Annotated in this window: 22 protein-coding genes; 21 read left to right on the top strand and 1 reads right to left on the bottom strand. The window is 55.3% G+C overall.

The features are described from left to right. Positions 1-20: 20 nt before the first annotated feature. The 8 genes from HFD95_RS04635 (at position 21) to HFD95_RS04600 (ending at position 7805) form a co-directional block, all read left to right on the top strand. Positions 21-1082, top strand: coding sequence for a PhoH family protein (locus HFD95_RS04635; protein ID WP_122459057.1), 1062 nt, complete (start codon positions 21-23; stop codon positions 1080-1082). Further along, on the top strand, positions 1079-1552 hold the full coding sequence (gene ybeY, locus HFD95_RS04630; protein WP_132499468.1) for an rRNA maturation RNase YbeY: 474 nt from the start codon (positions 1079-1081) through the stop codon (positions 1550-1552). Before HFD95_RS04635 ends, ybeY begins: the two co-directional genes overlap by 4 nt. 82 nt (positions 1553-1634) lie before the next feature. Beyond that, entirely contained in the window at positions 1635-2516 is an 882-nt protein-coding gene (gene corC, locus HFD95_RS04625) for a CNNM family magnesium/cobalt transport protein CorC (protein ID WP_008925004.1), read from the top strand. A gap of 4 nt (positions 2517-2520) precedes the next feature. Next, the gene (lnt, locus tag HFD95_RS04620; protein ID WP_010258955.1) at positions 2521-4044 is read left to right on the top strand and encodes an apolipoprotein N-acyltransferase; all 1524 of its coding nucleotides are present in this window, start codon (positions 2521-2523) and stop codon (positions 4042-4044) included. A 440-nt stretch (positions 4045-4484) separates the two neighbouring features. Continuing rightward, positions 4485-5381, top strand: coding sequence for an amino acid ABC transporter substrate-binding protein (locus HFD95_RS04615; protein ID WP_010258958.1), 897 nt, complete (start codon positions 4485-4487; stop codon positions 5379-5381). 280 nt (positions 5382-5661) lie between these two features. Next, positions 5662-6402: an amino acid ABC transporter permease gene (locus tag HFD95_RS04610; protein WP_010258960.1), complete on the top strand. Its 741-nt coding sequence runs from the start codon at positions 5662-5664 to the stop codon at positions 6400-6402. Continuing rightward, entirely contained in the window at positions 6402-7079 is a 678-nt protein-coding gene (gene gltK, locus HFD95_RS04605) for a glutamate/aspartate ABC transporter permease GltK (RefSeq protein WP_010258961.1), read from the top strand. The genes HFD95_RS04610 and gltK overlap by 1 nt, the downstream gene beginning before the upstream one ends. Continuing rightward, entirely contained in the window at positions 7080-7805 is a 726-nt protein-coding gene (locus tag HFD95_RS04600; RefSeq protein ID WP_010258962.1) for an amino acid ABC transporter ATP-binding protein, read from the top strand. Positions 7806-7863: 58 nt separating this feature from the next. On the opposite strand, the gene HFD95_RS04595 is transcribed toward HFD95_RS04600, so the two are convergent. Continuing rightward, positions 7864-8346 (bottom strand): zinc ribbon-containing protein, encoded by a 483-nt coding sequence (locus tag HFD95_RS04595; RefSeq protein ID WP_010258963.1) that lies wholly within the window; start codon positions 8344-8346, stop codon positions 7864-7866. Between the two features lie 222 nt (positions 8347-8568). On the opposite strand from HFD95_RS04595, the gene leuS reads away from it, so the two are divergent. The 13 genes from leuS to lipA all read left to right on the top strand — a co-directional run bounded on the left by leuS (position 8569) and on the right by lipA (position 22064). Continuing rightward, a complete protein-coding gene (gene leuS, locus HFD95_RS04590) occupies positions 8569-11151 on the top strand; it encodes a leucine--tRNA ligase (protein WP_010258964.1) in 2583 nt (860 codons plus the stop codon). A 14-nt stretch (positions 11152-11165) separates the two neighbouring features. Next, positions 11166-11765, top strand: coding sequence for an LPS assembly lipoprotein LptE (lptE, locus tag HFD95_RS04585; RefSeq protein ID WP_010258965.1), 600 nt, complete (start codon positions 11166-11168; stop codon positions 11763-11765). Further along, positions 11762-12793: a DNA polymerase III subunit delta gene (holA, locus tag HFD95_RS04580; protein ID WP_033785459.1), complete on the top strand. Its 1032-nt coding sequence runs from the start codon at positions 11762-11764 to the stop codon at positions 12791-12793. The genes lptE and holA overlap by 4 nt, the downstream gene beginning before the upstream one ends. Next, on the top strand, positions 12786-13430 hold the full coding sequence (gene nadD / locus HFD95_RS04575) for a nicotinate-nucleotide adenylyltransferase (RefSeq protein WP_022626055.1): 645 nt from the start codon (positions 12786-12788) through the stop codon (positions 13428-13430). Before holA ends, nadD begins: the two co-directional genes overlap by 8 nt. Positions 13431-13522: 92 nt before the next feature. Next, on the top strand, positions 13523-13840 hold the full coding sequence (rsfS, locus tag HFD95_RS04570) for a ribosome silencing factor (RefSeq protein WP_010258968.1): 318 nt from the start codon (positions 13523-13525) through the stop codon (positions 13838-13840). A 3-nt stretch (positions 13841-13843) separates the two neighbouring features. Next, positions 13844-14314 (top strand): 23S rRNA (pseudouridine(1915)-N(3))-methyltransferase RlmH, encoded by a 471-nt coding sequence (rlmH, locus tag HFD95_RS04565; RefSeq protein WP_010258969.1) that lies wholly within the window; start codon positions 13844-13846, stop codon positions 14312-14314. A 34-nt stretch (positions 14315-14348) separates the two neighbouring features. Next, positions 14349-16253 carry a peptidoglycan DD-transpeptidase MrdA gene (gene mrdA / locus HFD95_RS04560; protein WP_010258971.1) on the top strand — a complete coding sequence of 635 codons (1905 nt, stop codon included), beginning with the start codon at positions 14349-14351 and terminating at the stop codon, positions 16251-16253. 8 nt (positions 16254-16261) lie between these two features. Continuing rightward, entirely contained in the window at positions 16262-17374 is a 1113-nt protein-coding gene (gene mrdB / locus HFD95_RS04555) for a peptidoglycan glycosyltransferase MrdB (RefSeq protein ID WP_010258973.1), read from the top strand. 10 nt (positions 17375-17384) lie between these two features. Continuing rightward, a complete protein-coding gene (gene rlpA, locus HFD95_RS04550) occupies positions 17385-18482 on the top strand; it encodes an endolytic peptidoglycan transglycosylase RlpA (protein WP_167429901.1) in 1098 nt (365 codons plus the stop codon). Between the two features lie 131 nt (positions 18483-18613). Further along, a complete protein-coding gene (gene dacA, locus HFD95_RS04545; RefSeq protein ID WP_010258977.1) occupies positions 18614-19825 on the top strand; it encodes a D-alanyl-D-alanine carboxypeptidase DacA in 1212 nt (403 codons plus the stop codon). A gap of 100 nt (positions 19826-19925) precedes the next feature. After that, a complete protein-coding gene (gene ybeD / locus HFD95_RS04540) occupies positions 19926-20189 on the top strand; it encodes a DUF493 family protein YbeD (RefSeq protein WP_003854030.1) in 264 nt (87 codons plus the stop codon). An 80-nt stretch (positions 20190-20269) separates the two neighbouring features. Further along, complete coding sequence (gene lipB, locus HFD95_RS04535; RefSeq protein ID WP_029519432.1) at positions 20270-20929, top strand: lipoyl(octanoyl) transferase LipB; 660 nt, start codon at positions 20270-20272, stop codon at positions 20927-20929. Between the two features lie 169 nt (positions 20930-21098). Beyond that, positions 21099-22064: a lipoyl synthase gene (gene lipA, locus HFD95_RS04530; protein WP_010258979.1), complete on the top strand. Its 966-nt coding sequence runs from the start codon at positions 21099-21101 to the stop codon at positions 22062-22064. Positions 22065-22150 lie beyond the last annotated feature (86 nt).

The following is a 22150-nucleotide window of genomic DNA, read 5'->3' as shown; positions in this document are numbered from 1 at the left end:
GAGTGACCCAAAGGATTCGTTTGAATATCGAAACTCGTGAAATCGCCCTTGAACCGGCTGATAACCGTCGTCTGATGAGCCTGTGTGGGCCTTTCGACGATAATGTAAAACAGCTTGAGCGTCGTCTGGGCATTGAGATCAATCGTCGCGACAACGTTTTTAAGCTGTCAGGACGTCCACTTTGCGTCAATGCCGCAGCAGATATTCTGAAAACCCTCTATGTCGATACCGCGCCTGTGCGTGGCGACATCCCGGATATCGAGCCTGATCAGATTCACCTGGCGATCAAAGAGAGCCGGGTACTGGAGCAAACCGCTGAGAGTGTGCCGGAGTACGGTAAAGCGGTCAATATCAAGACCAAGCGCGGTGTGATCAAGCCGCGCACTCCAAACCAGGCCCAGTACATCGCTAATGTGCTCGACCACGATATCACCTTTGGTGTCGGCCCGGCTGGTACCGGTAAAACCTATCTGGCGGTAGCCGCGGCAGTGGATGCGCTGGAGCGTCAGGAGATTCGCCGCATCATGCTGACCCGCCCTGCCGTCGAAGCGGGTGAAAAGCTCGGCTTTCTGCCAGGCGATCTGAGCCAGAAAGTCGACCCTTATCTGCGTCCGCTCTACGATGCGCTGTTCGAAATGCTCGGCTTCGAGCGGGTGGAAAAGCTGATGGAGCGCAACGTCATTGAAGTCGCCCCGCTGGCCTACATGCGTGGTCGTACCCTGAACGATGCGTTTATCATTCTTGATGAGAGCCAGAACACCACCATCGAGCAGATGAAAATGTTCCTGACGCGTATCGGCTTTAACTCTAAAGCGGTGATTACCGGCGACGTTACCCAGATTGACCTGCCGCGTCACGTCAAGTCAGGCCTGCGTCATGCCATTGAGGTGCTGGCGGACGTTGAAGAGATCAGCTTCAACTTCTTCCACAGCGAAGATGTGGTGCGCCATCCGGTAGTTGCCCGCATTGTCACCGCCTATGAAGCCTGGGAAGCGGCCGATCAGACCCGTCGTGACCAGCAGACCGAAGAGCGTAAACGTGAAGCACTGGCTGCACAGAGCGCCACGCAGGAGAGCAAATGAGCGAGGTGATTCTCGACCTGCAGGTCGCCTGTGACAACACCGCTGACCTGCCTGCTGAAAGCCAGTTTCATCGCTGGCTGTCAGCGGCTGTCACCCCTTTTCAGCCCGAAAGCGAAGTCACGGTGCGTCTGGTTGATGAAGCAGAGAGTCATGAGCTTAATCTGACTTATCGCGGCAAAGACAAGCCGACCAACGTCCTCTCCTTCCCGTTTGAAGCGCCGCCAGGCATTGAGCTGCCGCTGCTGGGCGATCTGATCATCTGCCGCCAGGTCGTTGAGCAGGAAGCCGCTGAACAGGGTAAAAGCGCTGAAGCCCACTGGGCACATATGGTGGTACACGGCACGCTGCATCTGCTGGGTTACGACCATATTGAAGACGACGAAGCGGACGAGATGGAAGGGCTGGAGACCGAGATAATGCTTGCTCTTGGGTATCCTGATCCGTACATTTCGGAGAAAGAAGACGCCTGAATCCTGAATTCAGGCAATCCTGCTGTCAGTACAGGCTACTGACAGCACCTATTCCTCACCAGAGAGATCTATAAAAACCGCCATGAGCGACGACCATTCTCAAAACAGCGATGCACCCAGTAGTAAAAAGGGATTTTTCTCCCTGTTGATCAACCAACTCTTTCACGGTGAACCAAAAAGCCGTGATGAGCTACTGGAGCTGATCCGCGACTCGAATAACAAAGAGCTGATTGACCAGGACACCCGCGATATGCTCGAAGGGGTACTGGATATTGCGGAGCAGCGCGTGCGTGACATCATGATCCCGCGCTCGCAAATGATCACCCTGAAACGTAATCAGAGCCTCGAAGAGTGTCTGGATGTCATCATCGAATCCGCCCATTCTCGTTTCCCGGTGATCAGCGAAGATAAAGATCATGTGGAAGGGATTCTGATGGCGAAAGATCTGCTGCCGTTTATGAGCAGCGAATCTGAGCCTTTCAGCATTGAGAAAGTGCTGCGTCCTGCGGTGGTTGTGCCTGAAAGTAAGCGTGTCGACCGGATGCTGAAAGAGTTCCGCTCCCAGCGTTACCATATGGCGATCGTCATTGATGAGTTTGGCGGTGTCTCCGGTCTGGTGACCATTGAAGACATCCTGGAGCTAATCGTCGGTGAAATTGAAGATGAGTATGACGACGAAGAAGATCGTGATATCCGTCAGCTCAACCGTCACACCTTTACGGTGCGCGCACTGACCGCCATTGAAGATTTCAACGAGGTGTTTGGCACCCAGTTCAGCGACGATGAAGTCGACACCATCGGTGGTCTGGTGATGCAGGGCTTCGGTCATCTGCCCGCTCGCGGTGAAAGCATCGAGATTGAGGGTTACCAGTTCAAGGTGGCGATGGCTGACAGCCGCCGCATCATCCAGGTTCACGTGACTATTCCGGAAAATTCGCCACAACCTCAACTGGAAGACGAATAAGTCTATGGCTTTAGCCTCACTCTACCCGCGTCAGCGGGTTCGCCTGCTGCTGGCTTTAATAACGGGTGCACTTGGCACCCTCGCCTTTTCTCCCTACGATTTCTGGCCCGCTGCACTGCTCTCGCTGTGCGGCTTACAGCTGCTGACTCTTAACCGCTCCAGCCCGCAGGCCAGCGCCATTGGGTTTGTCTGGGGTTTAGGTCTGTTCGGCAGTGGCATCAACTGGGTTTATGTCAGTGTCGCCACTTTTGGCGGCATGCCTGGCCCGGTCAATGTCTTTATCGTAGCGCTGCTGGCGGCTTATCTGGCGATCTACCCGGCGCTGTTTGCCGGCGTACTGAATCGCATCTGGCCGCGAACGACGCTGTGGCGCCTGGCGCTGGCGGCACCGGCATTGTGGCAGATCACCGAGTTCCTGCGCGGCTGGGTGCTGACCGGCTTTCCGTGGCTGCAGTTTGGTTACAGCCAGATCGATGGCCCGTTAAAAGGCCTGGCCCCGCTGGCGGGCGTAGAGACGCTGACCTTCCTTCTGATGGTGGTGGCTGGCCTGCTGGCTTATGCCCTGCAACAGCGCAACGTCAGAAGTCTGGTAGCAGCGCTGCTGCTGCTGGCACTACCATGGCCGTTGCGCTACATCCAGTGGGTTCAGCCGATGCCCGAGCGGGCCGTCGAGGTGGCGCTGGTCCAGGGGAACATTCCGCAATCGATGAAGTGGGATCCGCAGCAGCTGCTCACTACCCTGCGCATTTACAATGGTCTGAGTCAGCCGCTGATGGGCAAAGCGCCGATTATTATCTGGCCTGAATCGGCAATTACCGATCTGGAGAGTAATCAGCAGCCGTTCCTGCGTTCGCTGGATGACGAACTGCGTGAGCGCGGCAGTTCGCTGATCACCGGCATTGTGGACTCCCGGCTGGAGCAGAACCGATATCACGATTACAACACCGTAATCGTGCTGGGCGGTAAAGCGCCGTACAACTACTTCAGCGGCAATCGTTACCAGAAGAATCACCTGGTGCCGTTTGGCGAATTTGTGCCGCTGGCCGATCTGCTGCGTCCGCTGGCCCCGTTCTTCGATCTGCCGATGTCGGCATTCAGTCGTGGCAACTACCTCCAGCCGCAACTCAGCGTGGCGGGCTATAACCTGACCAGCGCCATCTGTTATGAGATCGTGCTGGGTGAACAGGTGCGGGCCAACTTCCATCCTGACACCAACTTCCTGCTCACCGTTTCGAACGATGCCTGGTTTGGTCACTCTATCGGCCCATGGCAGCACTTCCAGATGGCGAGGATGCGTGCGCTGGAACTGGGACGTCCGCTGTTGCGCAGCACTAATAATGGTGTGACTGCAGTGGTCAATGCCAGTGGTGATGTGGAAGCCATGCTGCCGCAGTTTACCCGCGATGTGCTGACCAGCAAGGTTACGCCAACGCAGGGAGAAACCCCGTATGCGCGGGCTGGCATCTGGCCAGTGTGGTCACTGACGCTGCTGGCGGCGGTGATAGCACTCCTGCGCCGTCGTCGATAACCTCCCCTCCTGTGCTCACTGAAGGCGAAGCACGTGCTTCGCCTTTTTCATGGTGACTCTCCGGTTTTTTTCACTCCCCACGCCGCACACTCTGCTGTCTTTCTAACCCATAACCTCTTTCTGGCACGATGATTGCAAAATGTTTCACTGCTTTTCGCAAACAGGCTGATTGCAGGCGCTGATGCCGGGCGGGTTGCACCAAAACAATTGACGCTGCTGCACCATTAACGCGCAGGGTGAAAAAATTGCCTTTTTTTGGTGCGTATCACCTCGCAAAAAAGAAACTTTTTTGTTTCATTGCGTTAACAATCCGCTATGTTAATGACTCTTCTGCGCCCGTTTAAACCGCAGAATGAGCAGAAACGCAGCAGAAAACAGACACAACATCATAATCAGCGCAGGTTATATCCTGTGCCTTTTTCATACGAAGGAGTTGGAACATGCAACTACGCAAAGTGGCATTATCTCTTCTGCTGATCAGCGCAGCGGCGGGAGCGGCCCAGGCGGAAGATCTCAGCGGCACCCTGAAGAAGATCAATGACAATGGCGTCATTGTGGTCGGGCATCGCGAATCATCAGTTCCCTTTTCTTATTATGACAACCAGCAAAAAGTCGTCGGCTACTCACAGGCTTACTCAAACGCCATCGTTGAAGCGATTAAAGCAAAGCTGAACAAGCCTGATCTGCAGGTCAAAATGATCCCGATCACCTCACAAAACCGTATTCCGCTGCTGCAAAACGGCACCTACGATTATGAGTGTGGCTCGACCACCAATAACCTTGAGCGCCAGAAACAGGCCGCCTTCTCAGACACTATTTTTGTTATCGGCACCCGTCTGCTGGTGAAGAAAGATGGCCCGATCAAAGATTTCGCTGACCTGAAAGGCAAAACCGTAGTGGTGACCTCAGGTACCACCTCTGAAGTGCTGCTGCACAAACTCAACGACGAACAGAAACTGGATCTGCGCATCATCAGCGCAAAAGATCACGGTGACTCCTTCCGTACGCTGGAAACCGGTCGTGCCGTGGCCTTTATGATGGATGATGCCCTGCTGGCAGGCGAACGCGCCAAAGCCAAAAAGCCGGACAACTGGGAAATTCTGGGCACGCCACAGTCAAAAGAAGCCTATGGCTGCATGCTGCGTAAAGATGATCCGCAGTTCAAAGCGCTGGTGGATGAAACCATTGCTAAAGCCCAGACCTCTGGCCAGGCAGAAAAATGGTTCGACACCTGGTTCAAACAGCCGATTCCACCAAAGAACCTGAACATGAACTTTGAGCTCTCTGATGACATGAAAGCGCTGTTCAAAACACCAAATGATAAAGCACTGAATTAACAAAAAAATACCCAATGGATTTCAGATTGCATTGAGGCAGCAGAAAAATGACTCCCGATGAGCCTACTCCGGTAAGTGATTTGGGTGAGTGAATGTAGCCAACAAAAATGCAGCCTGAAAGACGACGGGTATAACAAGGGCGGCCTGGCTGCCCTCTCGATTGCTGAAACCGCGGCATGGACAGACAGACTGACACGGGTCGTTCCCCTGAGTCAGGAAATAAAACGCCGTTCATCAATCTTCAGGGTAGCTTAGCTACCCTTTTTTTCCGGAGCTCGTTATGGGTATCGATTGGAACTGGGGCATATTCCTCGAACAGGCCCCGTTCGGTAACACGACCTACCTCGGCTGGCTGTGGTCCGGTTTTCAGGTGACGATTGCCGTCTCCTGCTGCGCCTGGATTATCGCCTTCTGTGTGGGTTCATTTTTCGGCATTCTGCGCACCGTGCCTAATCGCCTGCTGTCGACCATTGGCACCTGCTATGTCGAACTGTTTCGTAATATCCCACTGATCGTCCAGTTCTTCTTCTGGTATCTGGTGGCGCCCGAGCTGGTGGGCGAAAAGCTTGGCATGTGGTTTAAGTCTGAGCTGGATCCCAACATTCAGTTCTTCCTCTCCTCGATGATCTGTCTTGGCCTGTTTACCGCCGCCCGCGTCTGCGAGCAGGTGCGCGCAGCGATTCAGTCACTGCCGAGTGGACAGAAGAATGCCGGTCTGGCGATGGGCTTAACCCTGCCGCAGACCTATCGCTATGTGCTGCTGCCGAATGCGTATCGCGTGATTGTGCCGCCGATGACCTCGGAAATGCTGAACCTGGTGAAGAACTCCGCTATCGCCTCCACCATTGGTCTGGTCGATATGGCGGCGCAGGCGGGCAAACTGCTCGACTATTCTGCCCACGCCTATGAATCCTTTACCGCCATTACGCTGGCCTACGTTGCGATTAACCTGGTGATTATGTTGTTGATGAGTCTGGTCGAGCGCAAAGTCCGGCTGCCAGGCAATGCGGGAGGCAAGTAATGTACGAGTTTGACTGGAGTTCGATTACACCCAGCCTGCCCTATCTGCTTAATGGCTTAGTGATCACCTTTAAGATCACGATTACCGCCGTGGTCTTCGGCATCCTGTGGGGCACTCTGCTGGCGGTGATGCGCCTGTCGACGTTTAAGCCTATCAGCTGGTTCGCTAAAATTTACGTCAACCTGTTCCGCTCAGTGCCGCTGGTCATGGTGCTGCTGTGGTTCTATCTGGTCGTGCCGAGTTTTCTGCAGCAGGTGCTGGGCCTGTCGCCCAAAACGGATATCCGACTGATTTCAGCCATGGTCGCCTTTTCGCTGTTCGAAGCGGCGTACTACTCTGAAATTATTCGCGCCGGCATCATCAGTATCTCGCGTGGACAGGGCAGTGCGGCTCTGGCGCTGGGCATGACGCAGTGGCAGGCAATGCGACTGATCATCCTGCCACAGGCGTTTCGCGCCATGGTTCCGCTGTTACTGACGCAGGGTATCGTGCTGTTCCAGGATACCTCGCTGGTTTATGTCTTAAGCCTGGCGGACTTCTTCCGTACCGCGTCCACCATTGGTGAGCGTGATGGCACCCAGGTTGAAATGGTTCTGTTTGCAGGTCTGGTCTACTTCGTTATCAGCCTGAGCGCATCGCTGTTGGTCAGCTATCTAAAAAGAAAAAGGACGGTTTAAATGATTAGCCTGAAAAATGTTTCTAAGTGGTATGGTCACTTTCAGGTGCTGACCGACTGCTCAACCGACGTCAAAACCGGTGAAGTGGTGGTGGTGTGCGGCCCGTCCGGCTCCGGTAAATCAACGCTGATCAAAACGGTGAACGGCCTTGAGCCGATTCAGCAGGGCGTGATTGCGGTGAACGGCACCGAGGTGAATAACAAAAAGACTAATCTTGCGCAGCTTCGCAGCCAGGTCGGGATGGTGTTCCAGCACTTCGAGCTGTTTCCGCATCTGAGCATTATCAACAACCTGGTTCTGGCGCAGGTGAAAGTGCTGAAACGCGACAAAGCGGCAGCCCGCGATAAAGGGCTGAAGCTGCTGAAGCGTGTGGGTCTTTCCGCCCATGCTGAGAAGTTTCCCGGCCAGCTCTCAGGTGGTCAGCAGCAGCGTGTGGCGATTGCGCGAGCGCTCTGCATGGACCCTATCGCGATGCTGTTTGATGAACCTACCTCCGCGCTGGATCCGGAAATGATCAACGAAGTGCTGGATGTGATGGTTGAACTGGCACAGGAAGGGATGACGATGATGGTGGTGACCCATGAGATGGGCTTCGCCCGTAAAGTGGCCAATCGCGTGATCTTTATGGATGAAGGGAAAATTATCGAAGACACCAACAAAGATGACTTCTTTAATAACCCACAGTCTGAGCGCGCTAAAGATTTCCTCGCAAAAATCCTGCACTAAACCTGACGAACAGGCGGGTCACCCAGGGTGGCCCGCTTCATTTAGCTACGCCGCACTATCAGGGTTCAAACGGCTGACGCTGGAACTGATCGTTGCCGCATTCCGGACAACGTGACAGCGTTTCAGGCGTGTAGATTGCCCGGGTGAACTGGCATTTCTCACAGACCAGATTGCCCAGCCCCACCACTTCCCCGCTCTGATAAACCCCGTGATGATGCAGATCCTGGAAGACCTCTCGCCACTCCAGCTGACTTTTATCGGTGATATCCGCCAGCTCTTTCCAGACGCTCTCGCGGATGATGCGCATAAACAGTGAGTCCGCCAGCGGTTCTTCCACATCGGTGTAGCTGCGTGCAAACTCGCCCAGATCACGGCGCACTGAGCTGAGCGCCTGGTCAATCTCCTGTTCCGTCATATCATCGCGCACCAGCAACTGGCTTCGTCGCCCGGCAATCAGCTCATCAAGGTTACGATCGCCCTGACGAAGACGTTCGGTCAATACGGCTAACGACTCGCGATATTCCTGAGCCACTTTATTCATTTTATTCTCCTTTATGCAGACCCTCGCTGAACTAAGTTTAGTCGTAATGTTGCTTTTGCCGTGTCGTCTGTACAGTGAATTACAAAAGGGTGAAGGCTCTGACGCTTTCGGCAGAAATCGTGCCGGCAAAAGTGGGAAGTGTTGTTGATACGCGGCCTTATGGGTATGCTATGCGGATCTTAGAGCCAGAAAAATGTTTTTCATAAAGGACCACAGGCAGCCATGCAAGAGCAATACCGCCCGGAAGAAATTGAATCCCGTGTGCAGCAGCACTGGGATGAAAACGAAACGTTTAAAGTGACTGAGCAGGAAGGTAAAGAGAAATACTATTGCCTCTCCATGTTGCCCTATCCTTCTGGCCGCCTGCACATGGGCCACGTTCGTAACTACACCATCGGCGACGTAATCGCGCGTTATCAGCGTATGCTCGGCAAAAACGTACTACAGCCGATTGGCTGGGATGCTTTCGGCCTGCCTGCGGAAGGCGCTGCGGTGAAAAACAACACCGCTCCGGCGCCGTGGACTTACGACAATATCGCCTACATGAAAAACCAGCTCAAACTGCTGGGCTTTGGCTATGACTGGAGTCGTGAACTGGCAACCTGCCAGCCAGAGTACTATCGCTGGGAACAGTGGTTCTTTACCAAACTGTATGAAAAAGGCCTGGTCTATAAAAAGACCTCTGCCGTGAACTGGTGCCCGAACGATCAGACGGTGCTGGCGAACGAGCAGGTGATCGACGGCTGCTGCTGGCGCTGCGACACCAAAGTTGAGCGTAAAGAGATCCCGCAGTGGTTTATCAAAATCACCGATTATGCGGAGGAGCTGCTGAACGATCTGGATACGCTGGAAGAGTGGCCTGAGCAGGTCAAAACCATGCAGCGTAACTGGATTGGCCGCTCTGAAGGTGTCGAAATCACCTTCGATGTGGCTGACAGCGAAGAGAAGGTCACTGTCTACACCACCCGCCCGGATACCTTTATCGGCGCAACCTATGTTGCCGTTGCCGCAGGCCATCCGCTGGCGACCCAGGCGTCGGTCAATAATCCGGCGCTGGCTGACTTTATCGCTGAATGTCGCAATACCAAAGTGGCTGAAGCCGATATGGCGACCATGGAGAAGAAAGGCATGGCGACCGGCCTGTCTGTTGTTCATCCGCTGACCGGCGAGCTTATCCCGGTCTGGGTTGCCAACTTCGTACTGATGGAATATGGCACCGGCGCTGTGATGGCGGTTCCGGCGCACGATCAGCGCGACTGGGAGTTTGCCACTAAATATGATCTGCCGATTAAGCCGGTCATCCTGAATCTGGATGGTTCCATTCCTGATGTCAGCATTGCGGCGATGACTGACAAAGGTGCGCTGTTCAACTCAGGTGAGTTTAACGGCATGGATCACGCCACCGGTTTTAACGCCATCGCGGATTCGCTGGCGGCAAAAGGCGTGGGCGTGCGTAAAGTGAACTACCGCCTGCGCGACTGGGGTGTCTCCCGTCAGCGCTACTGGGGTGCCCCTATCCCGATGGTGACACTGGAAGATGGCACCGTTATGCCTGCACCAGAAGACCAGCTGCCGGTGATCCTGCCGGAAGATGTGGTGATGGATGGCATTACCAGCCCAATCAAAGCGGATCCGGAGTGGGCTAAAACCACGGTAAACGGCCAGCCAGCCCTGCGTGAAACCGACACCTTTGACACCTTCATGGAGTCTTCCTGGTACTACGCGCGTTATACCTGCGCCAGCTACAAGGAAGGCATGCTGGATCCGGCAGCGGCAAACTACTGGCTGCCGGTCGATCAGTATGTGGGCGGTATTGAACACGCCATCATGCACCTGATGTATTTCCGCTTCTTCCACAAGCTGCTGCGTGACGCGGGCCTGGTGAACTCCAATGAGCCAGCCAAACGTCTGCTGTGCCAGGGCATGGTGCTGGCTGACGCCTTCTACTACCTTGGTGCCAACGGCGAGCGTAACTGGGTTTCACCGGTTGACGTTGAGGTTGAGCGGGATGAGAAAGGCCGCATTGTTAAAGCCACAGATACGCAGGGCCGCGAAGTGATCTACGCGGGCATGAGCAAAATGTCGAAGTCGAAAAACAACGGCATCGACCCACAGCTGATGGTTGAGCGTTACGGCGCGGATACCGTGCGTCTGTTTATGATGTTTGCTTCACCGGCGGATATGACGCTGGAGTGGCAGGAGTCGGGCGTTGAAGGGGCGAACCGCTTCCTGAAACGTGTCTGGAAGCTGGTCTTCGAGCATACACAGAAAGGTGCGACCGTGGCACTGGATGTGGAGAGCCTGAATGACGAGCAGAAATCGCTGCGTCGCGATCTGCACAAAACCATCGCCAAAGTGGCGGATGATATTGGCCGTCGTCAGACTTTCAACACCGCCATTGCGGCGATCATGGAGCTGATGAACAAACTGGCACGCGCCCCGCAGGAAAGCGAGCAGGATCGCGCCCTGATGCAGGAAGCGCTGCTGGCCATCGTCCGTCTGCTCTATCCGTTTACCCCGCACGCCTGCTATGTTCTGTGGCAGACGCTGGGTGGCGAAGGCACTATCGATGAAGCGAGCTGGCCGGTTGCGGATGAAGCCGCTATGGTTGAAGATTCGCTGCTGGTAGTGGTTCAGGTTAACGGTAAAGTGCGCGGTAAAATCACCGTGCCAGCCGATGCAACACAGGAACAGGTTCAGGCACGCGCTGCGCAGGAGCATCTGGTAGCGAAGTATCTGGACGGCGTGACTATCCGTAAAGTCATTTATGTACCGGGCAAACTGCTTAACCTGGTCGTAGGTTAAGTTCAGGAGGAACTGTGCGACATCCGATTATCAGGCTGTTTGTCATGCTGGCGGTGGTGATCACCGCTGGCTGTGGTTTTCATCCGCGCGGCACCACTCAGGTGCCCAGCGAACTGAAAACCCTGATTGTTTCAACCGGCGATCCTTATGGGCCGCTGGCGCGTACTGTGCGTCAGCAGCTGCGTATCAACGATGTCAAAATTGTTGAAGACAGCAAACAGAATCGCACCGATATTCCGACGCTGCGCCTGGGGCCTGAATCCTCGGGCCGTAACACGGCTTCGGTCTTTATCAGCGGCACCACTGCCGAGTATCAGTTGGTGATGACCCTCACCGCACAGGTGCTGCTGCCGGGCAAAGGTATCTATCCTATCAGCACCACGGTTTATCGCTCGTTCTTCGATAACCCTAACGCTGCGCTGGCAAAAGATGCCGAGCAGGATCTGATTACGCAGGAGATGCGTCAGCGTGCTGCTGAGCAGCTGGTACGTAAACTGCTGACGGTACACGCCGCGCAGATCAACAGCAAAGAGACCTTACCGGCGTCAGTGATTCCGGTGCCGGGTCAGGGTTCACAGGAAGCGCCCACTTCCTCTGCTACCAGCCTGCAATGATCAGGATTTATCCTGAGCAACTCAGCGCGCAGCTCCGTGAGGGGCTGCGCGCCTGTTATTTGTTAGCCGGTAACGAACCGCTGCTGCTGCAGGAAAGTTCAGATGCGATTCGCGTCGCCGCAACCGCGCAGGGATTCGAAGAACATTTTAGTTTTACGCTGGATGCACAGACTGACTGGGAGAGCCTGTTTGTCAGTTGCCAGTCACTGAGTCTGTTTGCTCAGCGTCAGACCATGACGCTGCAATTCCCCGATAATGGCCCCAACGCCGCGATGGCAGAACAGCTGGTTAAGCTGTCACAGTTGCTGCACGCCGATATTCTGCTGATCTGCCGGATGGCGAAGCTGACCAAAGCGCAGGAAAACAGCGCCTGGTTTAAAGCGTTGTCCACCTCTGCGGTATTAGTGCCCTGTCAGACGCCTGAACAGGCGCAACTGCCACGCTGGGTCGTTAATCGCGCTAAGGCGCTGAAATTATCGGTGGATGACGCGGCCGTGCAGCTGTTGTGTTACTGCTATGAAGGTAATCTGCTGGCGCTGGCGCAGGCGCTGGAGCGGCTCTCGCTGCAGTGGCCCGACGGCAAGCTGACCCTGCCCCGGGTTGAAGAGGCGGTCAGTGATGCCGCGCACTTTACTCCTTTCCACTGGGTGGATGCCCTGCTGGCGGGAAAAAGCCGCCGCGCCCTGCATATTCTGCATCAGCTGGAGAAAGAAGAGAGCGAAGTGGTGATACTGCTGCGTACGCTGCAGCGTGATCTGCTGACGCTGCTGCATCTGCAACGCCACCAGACAGCGCAGCCGCTTCGCACGCTGATGGATCAGCAGCGCATCTGGCAGAACCGCCGTGCGCTGTTTACCGACGCGCTGCAACGACTGGATGCCACGCGTCTGCAACGCGCCATTCATCTGCTGAGTCAGATTGAAATCACCCTGAAGCAGGATTATGGACAGCCGGTGTGGCCGCAGTTACAGACCCTGACGCTGCTGCTCAGCAGTCGTGCTTTTCCGACGAGCTTTGCCCATGTCTGAGTTACACGCACTGTTTGGCGGCACCTTTGATCCGATTCATTTTGGCCATCTGCGCCCGGTCGAAGCGCTGGCGCAACAGACCGGCCTGCAGCGTGTAACGCTGCTGCCCAACAATGTGCCGCCGCATCGTCCGCAACCGGAAGCCAGCGCTGCCCAGCGGGTTGCTATGCTGCGCTGCGCTATCCGCGACCTGCCGCTGTTTGAGATCGATACCCGCGAGCTGGAACGCGACACGCCGTCCTGGACCGTGACCACCCTGGAAGCCTGGCGCACCGAACGCGGTGCAGAGCAACCGCTGGGATTTATTATTGGTCAGGATTCATTGCTGAGCTTATCAAAATGGCATCGCTGGCAGGATCTGCTGTCACTCTGCCATCTGCTGGTGTGCCAGCGCCCCGGCTATCCGACCCGGTTCGACTCGCCTGACATGCAGCGCTGGCTTGAGCAACACCTCGCTCAGGATATCCGGCAGCTGCATCAGCAGCCCGCAGGCCATATCTGGCTGGCGGACACCCCTCTCTATGATATTTCGGCCACTGAAATTCGCCGCCGTCGCCACCAGAATCAGCCCTGCGACGATCTGTTGCCCGCTGCGGTTATCGATTATATCGACCGCGAAGGCTTATATCGCGACTGATCCGGGCATGCTATACTACGCCGCTTAATTTTTTGGCTGCACTCTCCGGGCTTACAGCCGGCTCGTTACCACCAGATTCCAAGGGGAACCTTTTGCAAGGTAAAGCACTCCAAGAGTTCGTTATTGATAAGATTGATGATCTCAAAGGCCAGGACATTGTCACCATCGACGTTCAGGGCAAATCCAGCATCACCGATTTCATGATCATCTGCACCGGCACCTCCACGCGTCATGTGACTTCGATCGCAGAACACGTAGAGCAGGAGTCGCGTTTAGCAGGCCTGATGCCATTAGGCATTGAAGGTAAAAGCGCGGCAGACTGGGTCGTGGTCGATCTGGGTGATGTCATCGTGCATGTGATGCAGGAAGAGAGTCGCCAGCTGTATGAGCTGGAAAAACTCTGGGGCTAATCGGTGAAACTGCAACTTGTTGCCGTCGGCACGAAAATGCCTGACTGGGTGCAGACCGGTTTTATGGAATATCTGCGCCGCTTCCCGAAAGATATGCCGCTTGAGCTGACCGAAGTGACCGCAGGTAAACGCGGTAAAAATGCTGATATCAAACGCATTCTTGAAAAAGAGGGTGAAGCGATGTTAGCGGCGGTCGGCAAAGGCAATCGCATCGTCACGCTGGATATTCCTGGTCATCCGTGGGAAACCCCGCAGCTGGCACAGCAGATTGAACGCTGGAAGCTGGATGGTCGCGATGTCAGCCTGCTGATTGGCGGGCCTGAAGGCCTGGCCCCCGCCTGTAAAGCGGCGGCAGAGCAGAGCTGGTCACTGTCAGCATTGACGTTGCCCCATCCGCTGGTGCGCGTGCTGGTAGCCGAAAGTCTGTATCGGGCCTGGAGCATAACGACAAATCATCCTTATCATCGTGAATGACCGATCAGCCCACATCAGACATGACAAGTAGCGGATGAAATTACAAAGCAACGCCTTTCGCGATTACAGCGCCGAACAGAAACTCTTTGTCCGTCGGGCCTTTATCGCCTTCGTCGGTATCTTACTGCTCTCTTCAGTACTGGTGGTTAACCTTTACCACCTGCAGATCCTTCGCTTTGATGATTACAGCACCCGCTCCAACCAGAACCGTATCAAACTGGTGCCTGTGGCCCCCAGCCGCGGCATAATTTACGATCGTACCGGCACGCCGCTGGCGCTGAACCGCACCATCTATCAGGCAGAACTGGTTCCGGAAAAAGTTGATAATCTGCAACAGACCCTGGAAAACTTACGCCCGATTCTTGAGCTGACTGACGACGACCTCGAAAACTTCCAGAAAGAGCGTAAACGCTCGCGTCGGTTCACCTCTATCCCGGTTAAAACCGGTCTGAATGACGTGCAGGTCGCGCGCTTTGCGGTCAATCAGTACCGCTTCCCCGGCGTGGAAGTTAAAGGTTACCAGCGCCGCTACTACCCTTACGGTGCCACGCTGACGCATGTGGTCGGCTACGTCTCAAAAATCAACGATCGTGACGTTGCACGCCTCGACAAAGAGGGCATATGGCCTAACTACGCCGCGACGCACGACATCGGTAAGCTGGGCATTGAAGCCTATTACGAAAATTTGCTGCACGGCAAAACCGGCTTTGAAGAGGTTGAGGTCAACAACCGTGGCCGGGTCATTCGCCAGCTGCATGAGGAGTCCCCTCAGGCAGGCCGTGATATCTATCTGACTATCGATCTCAAACTGCAGCAATATGTCGAGACCCTGCTGGCGGGCAGTCGCGCGGCCGTCGTGGTCAGCGATCCGCGCACCGGCGAAATCCTCGCCATGGTCTCAACGCCAAGCTATGACGCCAACATGTTTGTCGACGGTATTTCCAGTAAGGATTACCGCGGCCTGCTGGAAGATGAAAACCGCCCGCTCTATAACCGTGCGATTCAGGCTGCCTATCCACCGGCTTCGACGGTTAAACCTTATGTGGCGGTCTCTGCCCTGAGTGCTGGCGTGATTAACCGTAATACCAGCCTGTTTGATCCCGGCTGGTGGCAGCTTCCCGGTTCAGAAAAACGCTTCCGCGACTGGAAAAAATGGGGCCACGGACGTCTGAACGTCACCAAAGCGCTGGAAGAGTCTGCCGATACCTTCTTCTATCAGGTTGCCTATGACATGGGCATCGACCGTCTGTCGGAGTGGATGAATAAATTTGGTTACGGCAGCCGTACCGGCATCGATTTACCGCAGGAGAGCGCCGGTAACATGCCGACCCGCGACTGGAAACAGAGACGCTTTAAAAAGCCGTGGTATCAGGGCGATACTATTCCGGTGGGGATCGGACAGGGTTACTGGACCGCTACGCCGTTGCAGATGAACAAAGCGATGATGATTCTGATCAACGACGGCGTCGTCAAGGTGCCGCATATGCTGCGCGCCACCCGCGAAGGCCGCACCCTGGTGCCCTATCGCCAGCCGCCTGAAGCCCCGATTGGTGATATCCATTCCGGCTACTGGGAAATTGCCAAAGATGGCATGTATGGCGTGGCGAACCGGCCCAACGGCACCGCGCACAAGAGCTTCGCCGATGCGCCCTATAAAATCGCCGCCAAGTCCGGTACGGCGCAGGTCTTTGGCCTGAAAGAGAACGAAACCTATAACGCCCATAAAATTGCTGAACGATTACGCGACCATAAATTAATGACCGCGTTTGCCCCTTATGACAAACCTCGGGTCGCCGTGACCATTATCCTGGAAAACGGTGGCGCCGGTCCGGCTGTCGGCACCGTCATGCGCCAGATTCTGGATCACATTATGTTGGGTGATAACAATACAGTCCTGCCGGACGCCGCTCCTGTGCCGCCCGGTTATGAAGGTGAATAAACATGTCGATGCAAGATAGTCCGCAGAAACGTTCGATCTGGATGCGCATCCACATCGATCCGCTGTTTATGCTGATCATTCTCGGCCTGCTGACCTACAGCGCTGTGGTGATCTGGAGCGCCAGTGGTCAGGACCCCGGCATGATGGAGCGTAAACTCGGTCAGATCGCGATGGGGCTGGTCATCATGATTGTGCTGGCGCAGGTACCGCCGCGCGTCTATGAAGGCTGGGCGCCCTATCTCTATATTGTCTGCGTCATTCTGCTGGTGGCGGTGGATGCCTTTGGGCAGATCAGTAAAGGCGCTCAACGCTGGCTTGACCTCGGCTTTGTGCGTTTTCAGCCCTCTGAGATTGCCAAGATAGCGGTGCCTTTAATGGTGGCGCGCTTTATCAACCGCGATGTCTGTCCGCCGACGCTGAAAAATACCGGCATTGCGCTGATTCTGATCTTCCTGCCCACCCTGCTGGTGGCGGCACAGCCCGATCTCGGCACCTCAATTCTGATTGCCGCCTCCGGCTTGTTTGTGCTGTTCCTCTCGGGTATGAGCTGGAAACTGATTGGCGTAGCCGTGTTGCTGGTCGCCGCCTTTATCCCGATTTTGTGGTTTTTCCTGATGCACGATTATCAGCGTGACCGCGTGATGATGCTGCTCGACCCGGAAACGGACCCGCTGGGTGCGGGCTATCACATTATCCAGTCGAAAATTGCTATTGGCTCAGGAGGCCTGCGCGGTAAAGGCTGGCTGCAGGGCACCCAGTCTCAGCTGGAGTTTTTGCCGGAACGTCATACCGACTTTATCTTTGCGGTTCTGGCCGAAGAGTTAGGCCTGGTTGGCGTGCTGCTGCTGCTGGCCCTTTATCTGCTGCTGATCATGCGGGGATTGGTTGTGGCAGCCCGGGCGCAGACCACCTTTGGCCGGGTAATGGCGGGCGGTTTAATGCTGATTTTATTCGTTTATGTTTTCGTTAACATTGGCATGGTTAGTGGTATCTTACCGGTAGTTGGCGTGCCGCTGCCGCTGGTCAGTTATGGCGGCTCCGCGCTTATCGTGCTTATGGCGGGATTTGGCATTGTGATGTCGATCCACACTCACCGAAAAATGTTATCTAAAAGTGTCTAAGAGGCTGCAGATGCGTAAGGAATGGCTTGGCGTTGCACTGGCATCACTGGTTCTGGCGGCCTGTACCACGCCGGAACCCCAAAATACGGCGCCGCCGCAACCGGCTTACAATGGACCGGTGGTGGAGATTCCAGGCGTTGAGCCACGTTATGAGCCGATCAATCCAGGCACCAGCCAGGATTACAGCGTGAACGGCAAAAATTATCGCGTCATCAAAGATCCGTCGAACTACAGTGAAGTCGGCCTGGCCACCTGGTACGGCGAAGAGGCGCAGGGCAACCGCACCGCTACCGGCGAAGCCTACGATCCTGATGCACTGACCGCGGCCCACCCTACTCTGCCGCTGCCGAGCTATGTGCGCGTGACCAATATCGCGAATGGCCGTCAGATTGTGGTGCGCGTTAACGATCGCGGCCCTTACACGCCAGGACGCATTATCGACCTGTCGCGGGCTGCCGGTGACCGCCTGAATATCTCCAACAATTCGCGCGTGCGGGTTGATTACATCAAGGTCGCCCCAGACGGTTCGCTCTCTGGCCCCGGCACCATCGGGACCGTCGTGGCAAAACAGAGCTACTCTCTGCCTGCCCGTCCGGACCTGAGTGGTGGCGCGGTGATGAACGGCGGCAGCGCAGCCCCCTCAGAGCCGCCTGCGCAAAATGTTGAGGCCATCAGCAACAGTACGCTGCAAAGCGGTGACAACATGGGCGCGCCGGTGCAGAGCAGCGGCTTTCTTGGTGCACCCCAGCCATTAGCGACCGGCGTACTGGAAGGTAACGAACCGCCAGCCGCCGCACCCGCCAGTTCCGCACCGGCAGTCAGCAATGCTGCTCCCGCAGCAGCCAGCGCCGCGCCTGCAGCCAGCAGTGGTGGTGCCGATGGATATGTAGTGCAGGTCGGTGCGCTGAATGACCCGACGCGTGCCCAGCAGATGATGAAAAGCCTGAGCCAGCGTTATGGCGTGCCCGGTAAGGTAGAAGACGCGGGCAACAATGTGTATCGCGTTCAGCTCGGCGGTTACGCCTCCCGCGCCGAAGCGGCTGCGCTGCAACAGCGCCTGAGCAGTGAAGGCCAGGCCGCCTCATTTATTACTAACACGCGTCGCTGAACCGTTTATCAGACAGCTGCACGTTACGTCTGCTAACAACCCAATCATCACGTCCGGTGCCAGTTAATCTGGCATTGGGTATGATGAGTGACATTTTCAACCTCAAACTCACGGATGTTGTAGTCCTACACATGAACACGCTGAAATCATCTCGTTTGCTGAAACGCCTGACAGTGGGATCACTGATCGCTTTCTCTCTCAGCCATGCTGCTATTGCTGATGACGTCAATCTCAAGACCATGATTCCGGGCGTGCCGGACATTGATGCCGAAGCGTACGTCCTTATCGACTACAACTCAGGCAAAGTGCTGGCAGAGAAAAATGCCGATGCACGCCGCGATCCTGCCAGTCTGACCAAGATGATGACCAGCTATGTCATTGGTCAGGCCGTTAAAGCGGGTAAAATTCATCAGGACGATATGGTCACCGTCGGCCCGGATGCCTGGGCGACCGGCAACCCGGTGTTCAAAGGCTCCTCGCTGATGTTCCTGAAGCCAGGCGACCGCGTGCCGGTCTCTCAGCTGACCCGTGGGATTGTACTGCAGTCCGGTAACGACGCCTGTGTTGCAATGGCTGACTATGTCGCTGGCAGCCAGGATGCGTTCGTTAATCTGATGAACAACTACGTCAAAGCGATTGGCCTGCAGAATACCCACTTCCAGACCGTTCATGGTCTGGACGCGGAAGGTCAGTATAGCTCCGCGCGCGATATGGCGTTGATCGGTCAGGCGCTGATCCGTGACGTGCCGGAAGAGTATGCTGTCTATAAAGAGAAAGAGTTCACCTTCAATAATATCCGTCAGATGAACCGTAACGGTCTGCTGTGGGATACCAACCTGAATGTGGACGGCATCAAAACCGGTCACACTAACTCTGCCGGTTACAACCTGGTGGCGTCTGCGACTGAAGGCCAGATGCGCCTGATCTCCGCAGTCATGGGCGGTCATACCTACAAAGGCCGTGAAACTGAGAGTAAGAAACTGCTCACCTGGGGCTTCCGTTTCTTTGAAACCGTGGCGCCACTGAAAGCGGGCAAAGAGTTCGCCTCTGAGCCAGTCTGGTTCGGCGATAACGACCGTGTGCAGCTGGGCGTGGAAAAAGATGCTTACCTGACCATCCCACGTGGCCGCATGAAAGATCTGAAAGCCAGCTATGTGCTGACCAACACGGAACTGCATGCACCACTGAAGAAAAATCAGGTGGTCGGCAGCATCAACTTCCAGCTGGATGGCAAGACTATCGAACAGCGTCCGCTGGTGGTGCTGAACGAGATCTCTGAAGGAGGTTTCTTTGGCCGTATCGTTGATTACATCAAGCTGATGTTCCATCACTGGTTCGGTTAAGCGTGGCGGGTGATTGAAAAATCACCCCTTCGCCCCCATTACACGATATTATGTTGCTCCCGCTCAGGCGGGAGCCTGTTTTTTATGCACCGGAGTTAATATGAAAACCAAACTGAATGAGCTGCTCGAATTTCCTACCCCATTTACCTACAAAGTAATGGGTCTGGCACAACCGGAGCTGGTTGATCAAGTGGTTGAAGTGGTGCAACGCCATGCGCCAGGCGACTACAGCCCTGAAGTTAAGCCGAGCAGCAAAGGCAACTATCACTCCGTCAACATCACTATCACCGCCACCCACATCGAGCAGGTAGAACGCCTGTACGAAGAGCTGGGCAACATCGAAATTGTGCGGATGGTACTGTAATTTACGGGTCGGCAAGGCGCCTCTGCCTGACGGTTTGCCGACGTTATCCTCAGCGTTATTTCCTTTAGCGGGCTATCGTTTTGTCAGTTGAAACTCTTCTTGTCCGCCAGTCAGGTCTGCGCGACTGGCAATCTGTCTCCGACGCCATGCATCACTATACCGACCAGCGCAACGACCAGAGTCGTGATGAAATCTGGCTGGTTGAACATCCTCCGGTCTTCACTCAGGGTCAGGCGGGTAAAGCAGAGCATCTGCTGATGCCAGGCGAGATCCCGGTGGTGCAGAGTGACCGTGGGGGTCAGGTCACCTATCACGGGCCAGGACAGCAGGTGATGTACGTCCTGATCGATGTGAAACGCCGTAAGCTCGGCGTACGCCAGCTGGTGACCATTCTTGAAGAGACGGTTATCGCCACCCTGGCAGAGTTTGGCGTCAGCGCCCGCGCCCGTGCTGATGCACCTGGCGTCTACGTTGGGGAAGAGAAAATCTGCTCACTGGGATTACGCATCCGTAAAGGCTGCTCGTTTCACGGTCTGGCGCTGAATGTTGCTATGGATTTGTCGCCCTTCCTGCGCATCAATCCCTGTGGTTACGCCGGCATGAGCATGACCCAGTTGAAAAATTTCCAGCCAGAGGTGACGACGGAGCAGGTACACTCTCCGCTGGTCAGCGCATTTGCGCGGCTGTCAGGTTATGAAAATGTTGAATGGATTTCAGGGGATCTCCCTGTTAAACCTTAACGCAGAATGCGAATTTACAAATATGTAACTTATCCGCGCTGACTGTGGCTGCTTCGCAGGCGATGTGATGATATAATTTTTGCACTTTTTTCAAATAAAGTTGAAAGCAGCCTTCCCGGTTTGAGTGGGAACGCTTTCAAATCGCAATCCGACCGGAACCTGCTGATTTATGAGTAAACCAATTCAGATGGAACGCGGCGTCAAATATCGTGACGCAGACAAAATGGCGCTGATCCCGGTGAAAACCGTGGCTGTTGAACGGCAGGAGATGTTGCGTAAGCCGGAATGGATGAAAATCAAGCTGCCAGCTGACTCCAGTCGTATTCAGGGCATTAAAGCCGCGATGCGCAAAAACGGGCTGCACTCAGTCTGTGAAGAGGCATCCTGCCCTAACCTCGCCGAATGCTTCAACCACGGCACCGCCACCTTTATGATCCTTGGCGCAATCTGTACCCGTCGTTGTCCGTTCTGCGATGTGGCACATGGTCGCCCCAATGCCCCTGACGCTAACGAACCCGCTAAACTGGCGCAGACGATTGCCGATATGGGCCTGCGCTACGTGGTGATCACCTCGGTTGACCGCGATGATTTGCGTGATGGTGGCGCACAGCACTTTGCCGACTGCATCAGCGCGATTCGCGAAAAAAATCCGACGATCAAAATCGAAACGCTGGTGCCGGACTTCCGTGGCCGTATGGATCGCGCGCTGGAGATTCTTACCGCGACGCCACCGGATGTGTTTAACCACAATCTGGAAAACGTACCGCGCGTCTACCGCCAGGTGCGTCCGGGCGCGAACTACGAGTGGTCACTGAAGCTGCTTGAACGTTTCAAAGAGGCGCATCCTCATATCCCAACAAAATCGGGTCTGATGGTGGGCCTGGGCGAAACCAATGCCGAAATCGTTGAGGTGATGCGCGATCTGCGTCGCCACGGTGTCACCATGCTGACGCTGGGCCAGTATCTGCAGCCGAGCCGCCACCACCTGCCGGTTCAGCGCTACGTCAGCCCGGCTGAGTTCGATGAGATGAAAGAAGAAGCGATGGCGATGGGCTTTACCCATGCCGCGTGCGGTCCGTTTGTCCGCTCTTCCTATCATGCGGATATGCAGGCCAAAGGCGAAGAAGTGAAATAAGCACGCTTTTGCGGTCGGACGCCCGAAAAAACAAAAAACCAGACTGGAGACAGTCTGGTTTTTTTATCTGTGCCTGAAATAAAAAG

This window comes from Pantoea sp. EKM10T (genome assembly GCF_011800685.1).
GTDB lineage: Bacteria > Pseudomonadota > Gammaproteobacteria > Enterobacterales > Enterobacteriaceae > Pantoea > Pantoea agglomerans.
The sequence above is the reverse complement of the archived record's forward strand: the minus strand, read 5'-3'. Positions and strand labels throughout refer to the sequence as shown.

Coding starts and splice junctions, on each gene's coding strand:
- mrdA (WP_010258971.1), top strand. CDS start 14,349: ATGAAATTACAAAGCAACGCCTTTCGCGATTACAGCGCCGAACAGAAA.
- gltK (WP_010258961.1), top strand. CDS start 6,402: ATGTACGAGTTTGACTGGAGTTCGATTACACCCAGCCTGCCCTATCTG.
- HFD95_RS04615 (WP_010258958.1), top strand. CDS start 4,485: ATGCAACTACGCAAAGTGGCATTATCTCTTCTGCTGATCAGCGCAGCG.
- nadD (WP_022626055.1), top strand. CDS start 12,786: ATGTCTGAGTTACACGCACTGTTTGGCGGCACCTTTGATCCGATTCAT.
- ybeD (WP_003854030.1), top strand. CDS start 19,926: ATGAAAACCAAACTGAATGAGCTGCTCGAATTTCCTACCCCATTTACC.
- ybeY (WP_132499468.1), top strand. CDS start 1,079: ATGAGCGAGGTGATTCTCGACCTGCAGGTCGCCTGTGACAACACCGCT.
- corC (WP_008925004.1), top strand. CDS start 1,635: ATGAGCGACGACCATTCTCAAAACAGCGATGCACCCAGTAGTAAAAAG.
- rlpA (WP_167429901.1), top strand. CDS start 17,385: ATGCGTAAGGAATGGCTTGGCGTTGCACTGGCATCACTGGTTCTGGCG.
- dacA (WP_010258977.1), top strand. CDS start 18,614: ATGAACACGCTGAAATCATCTCGTTTGCTGAAACGCCTGACAGTGGGA.
- lnt (WP_010258955.1), top strand. CDS start 2,521: ATGGCTTTAGCCTCACTCTACCCGCGTCAGCGGGTTCGCCTGCTGCTG.
- mrdB (WP_010258973.1), top strand. CDS start 16,262: ATGCAAGATAGTCCGCAGAAACGTTCGATCTGGATGCGCATCCACATC.
- HFD95_RS04600 (WP_010258962.1), top strand. CDS start 7,080: ATGATTAGCCTGAAAAATGTTTCTAAGTGGTATGGTCACTTTCAGGTG.
- HFD95_RS04595 (WP_010258963.1), bottom strand. CDS start 8,346: ATGAATAAAGTGGCTCAGGAATATCGCGAGTCGTTAGCCGTATTGACC.
- holA (WP_033785459.1), top strand. CDS start 11,762: ATGATCAGGATTTATCCTGAGCAACTCAGCGCGCAGCTCCGTGAGGGG.
- leuS (WP_010258964.1), top strand. CDS start 8,569: ATGCAAGAGCAATACCGCCCGGAAGAAATTGAATCCCGTGTGCAGCAG.
- HFD95_RS04610 (WP_010258960.1), top strand. CDS start 5,662: ATGGGTATCGATTGGAACTGGGGCATATTCCTCGAACAGGCCCCGTTC.
- lipA (WP_010258979.1), top strand. CDS start 21,099: ATGAGTAAACCAATTCAGATGGAACGCGGCGTCAAATATCGTGACGCA.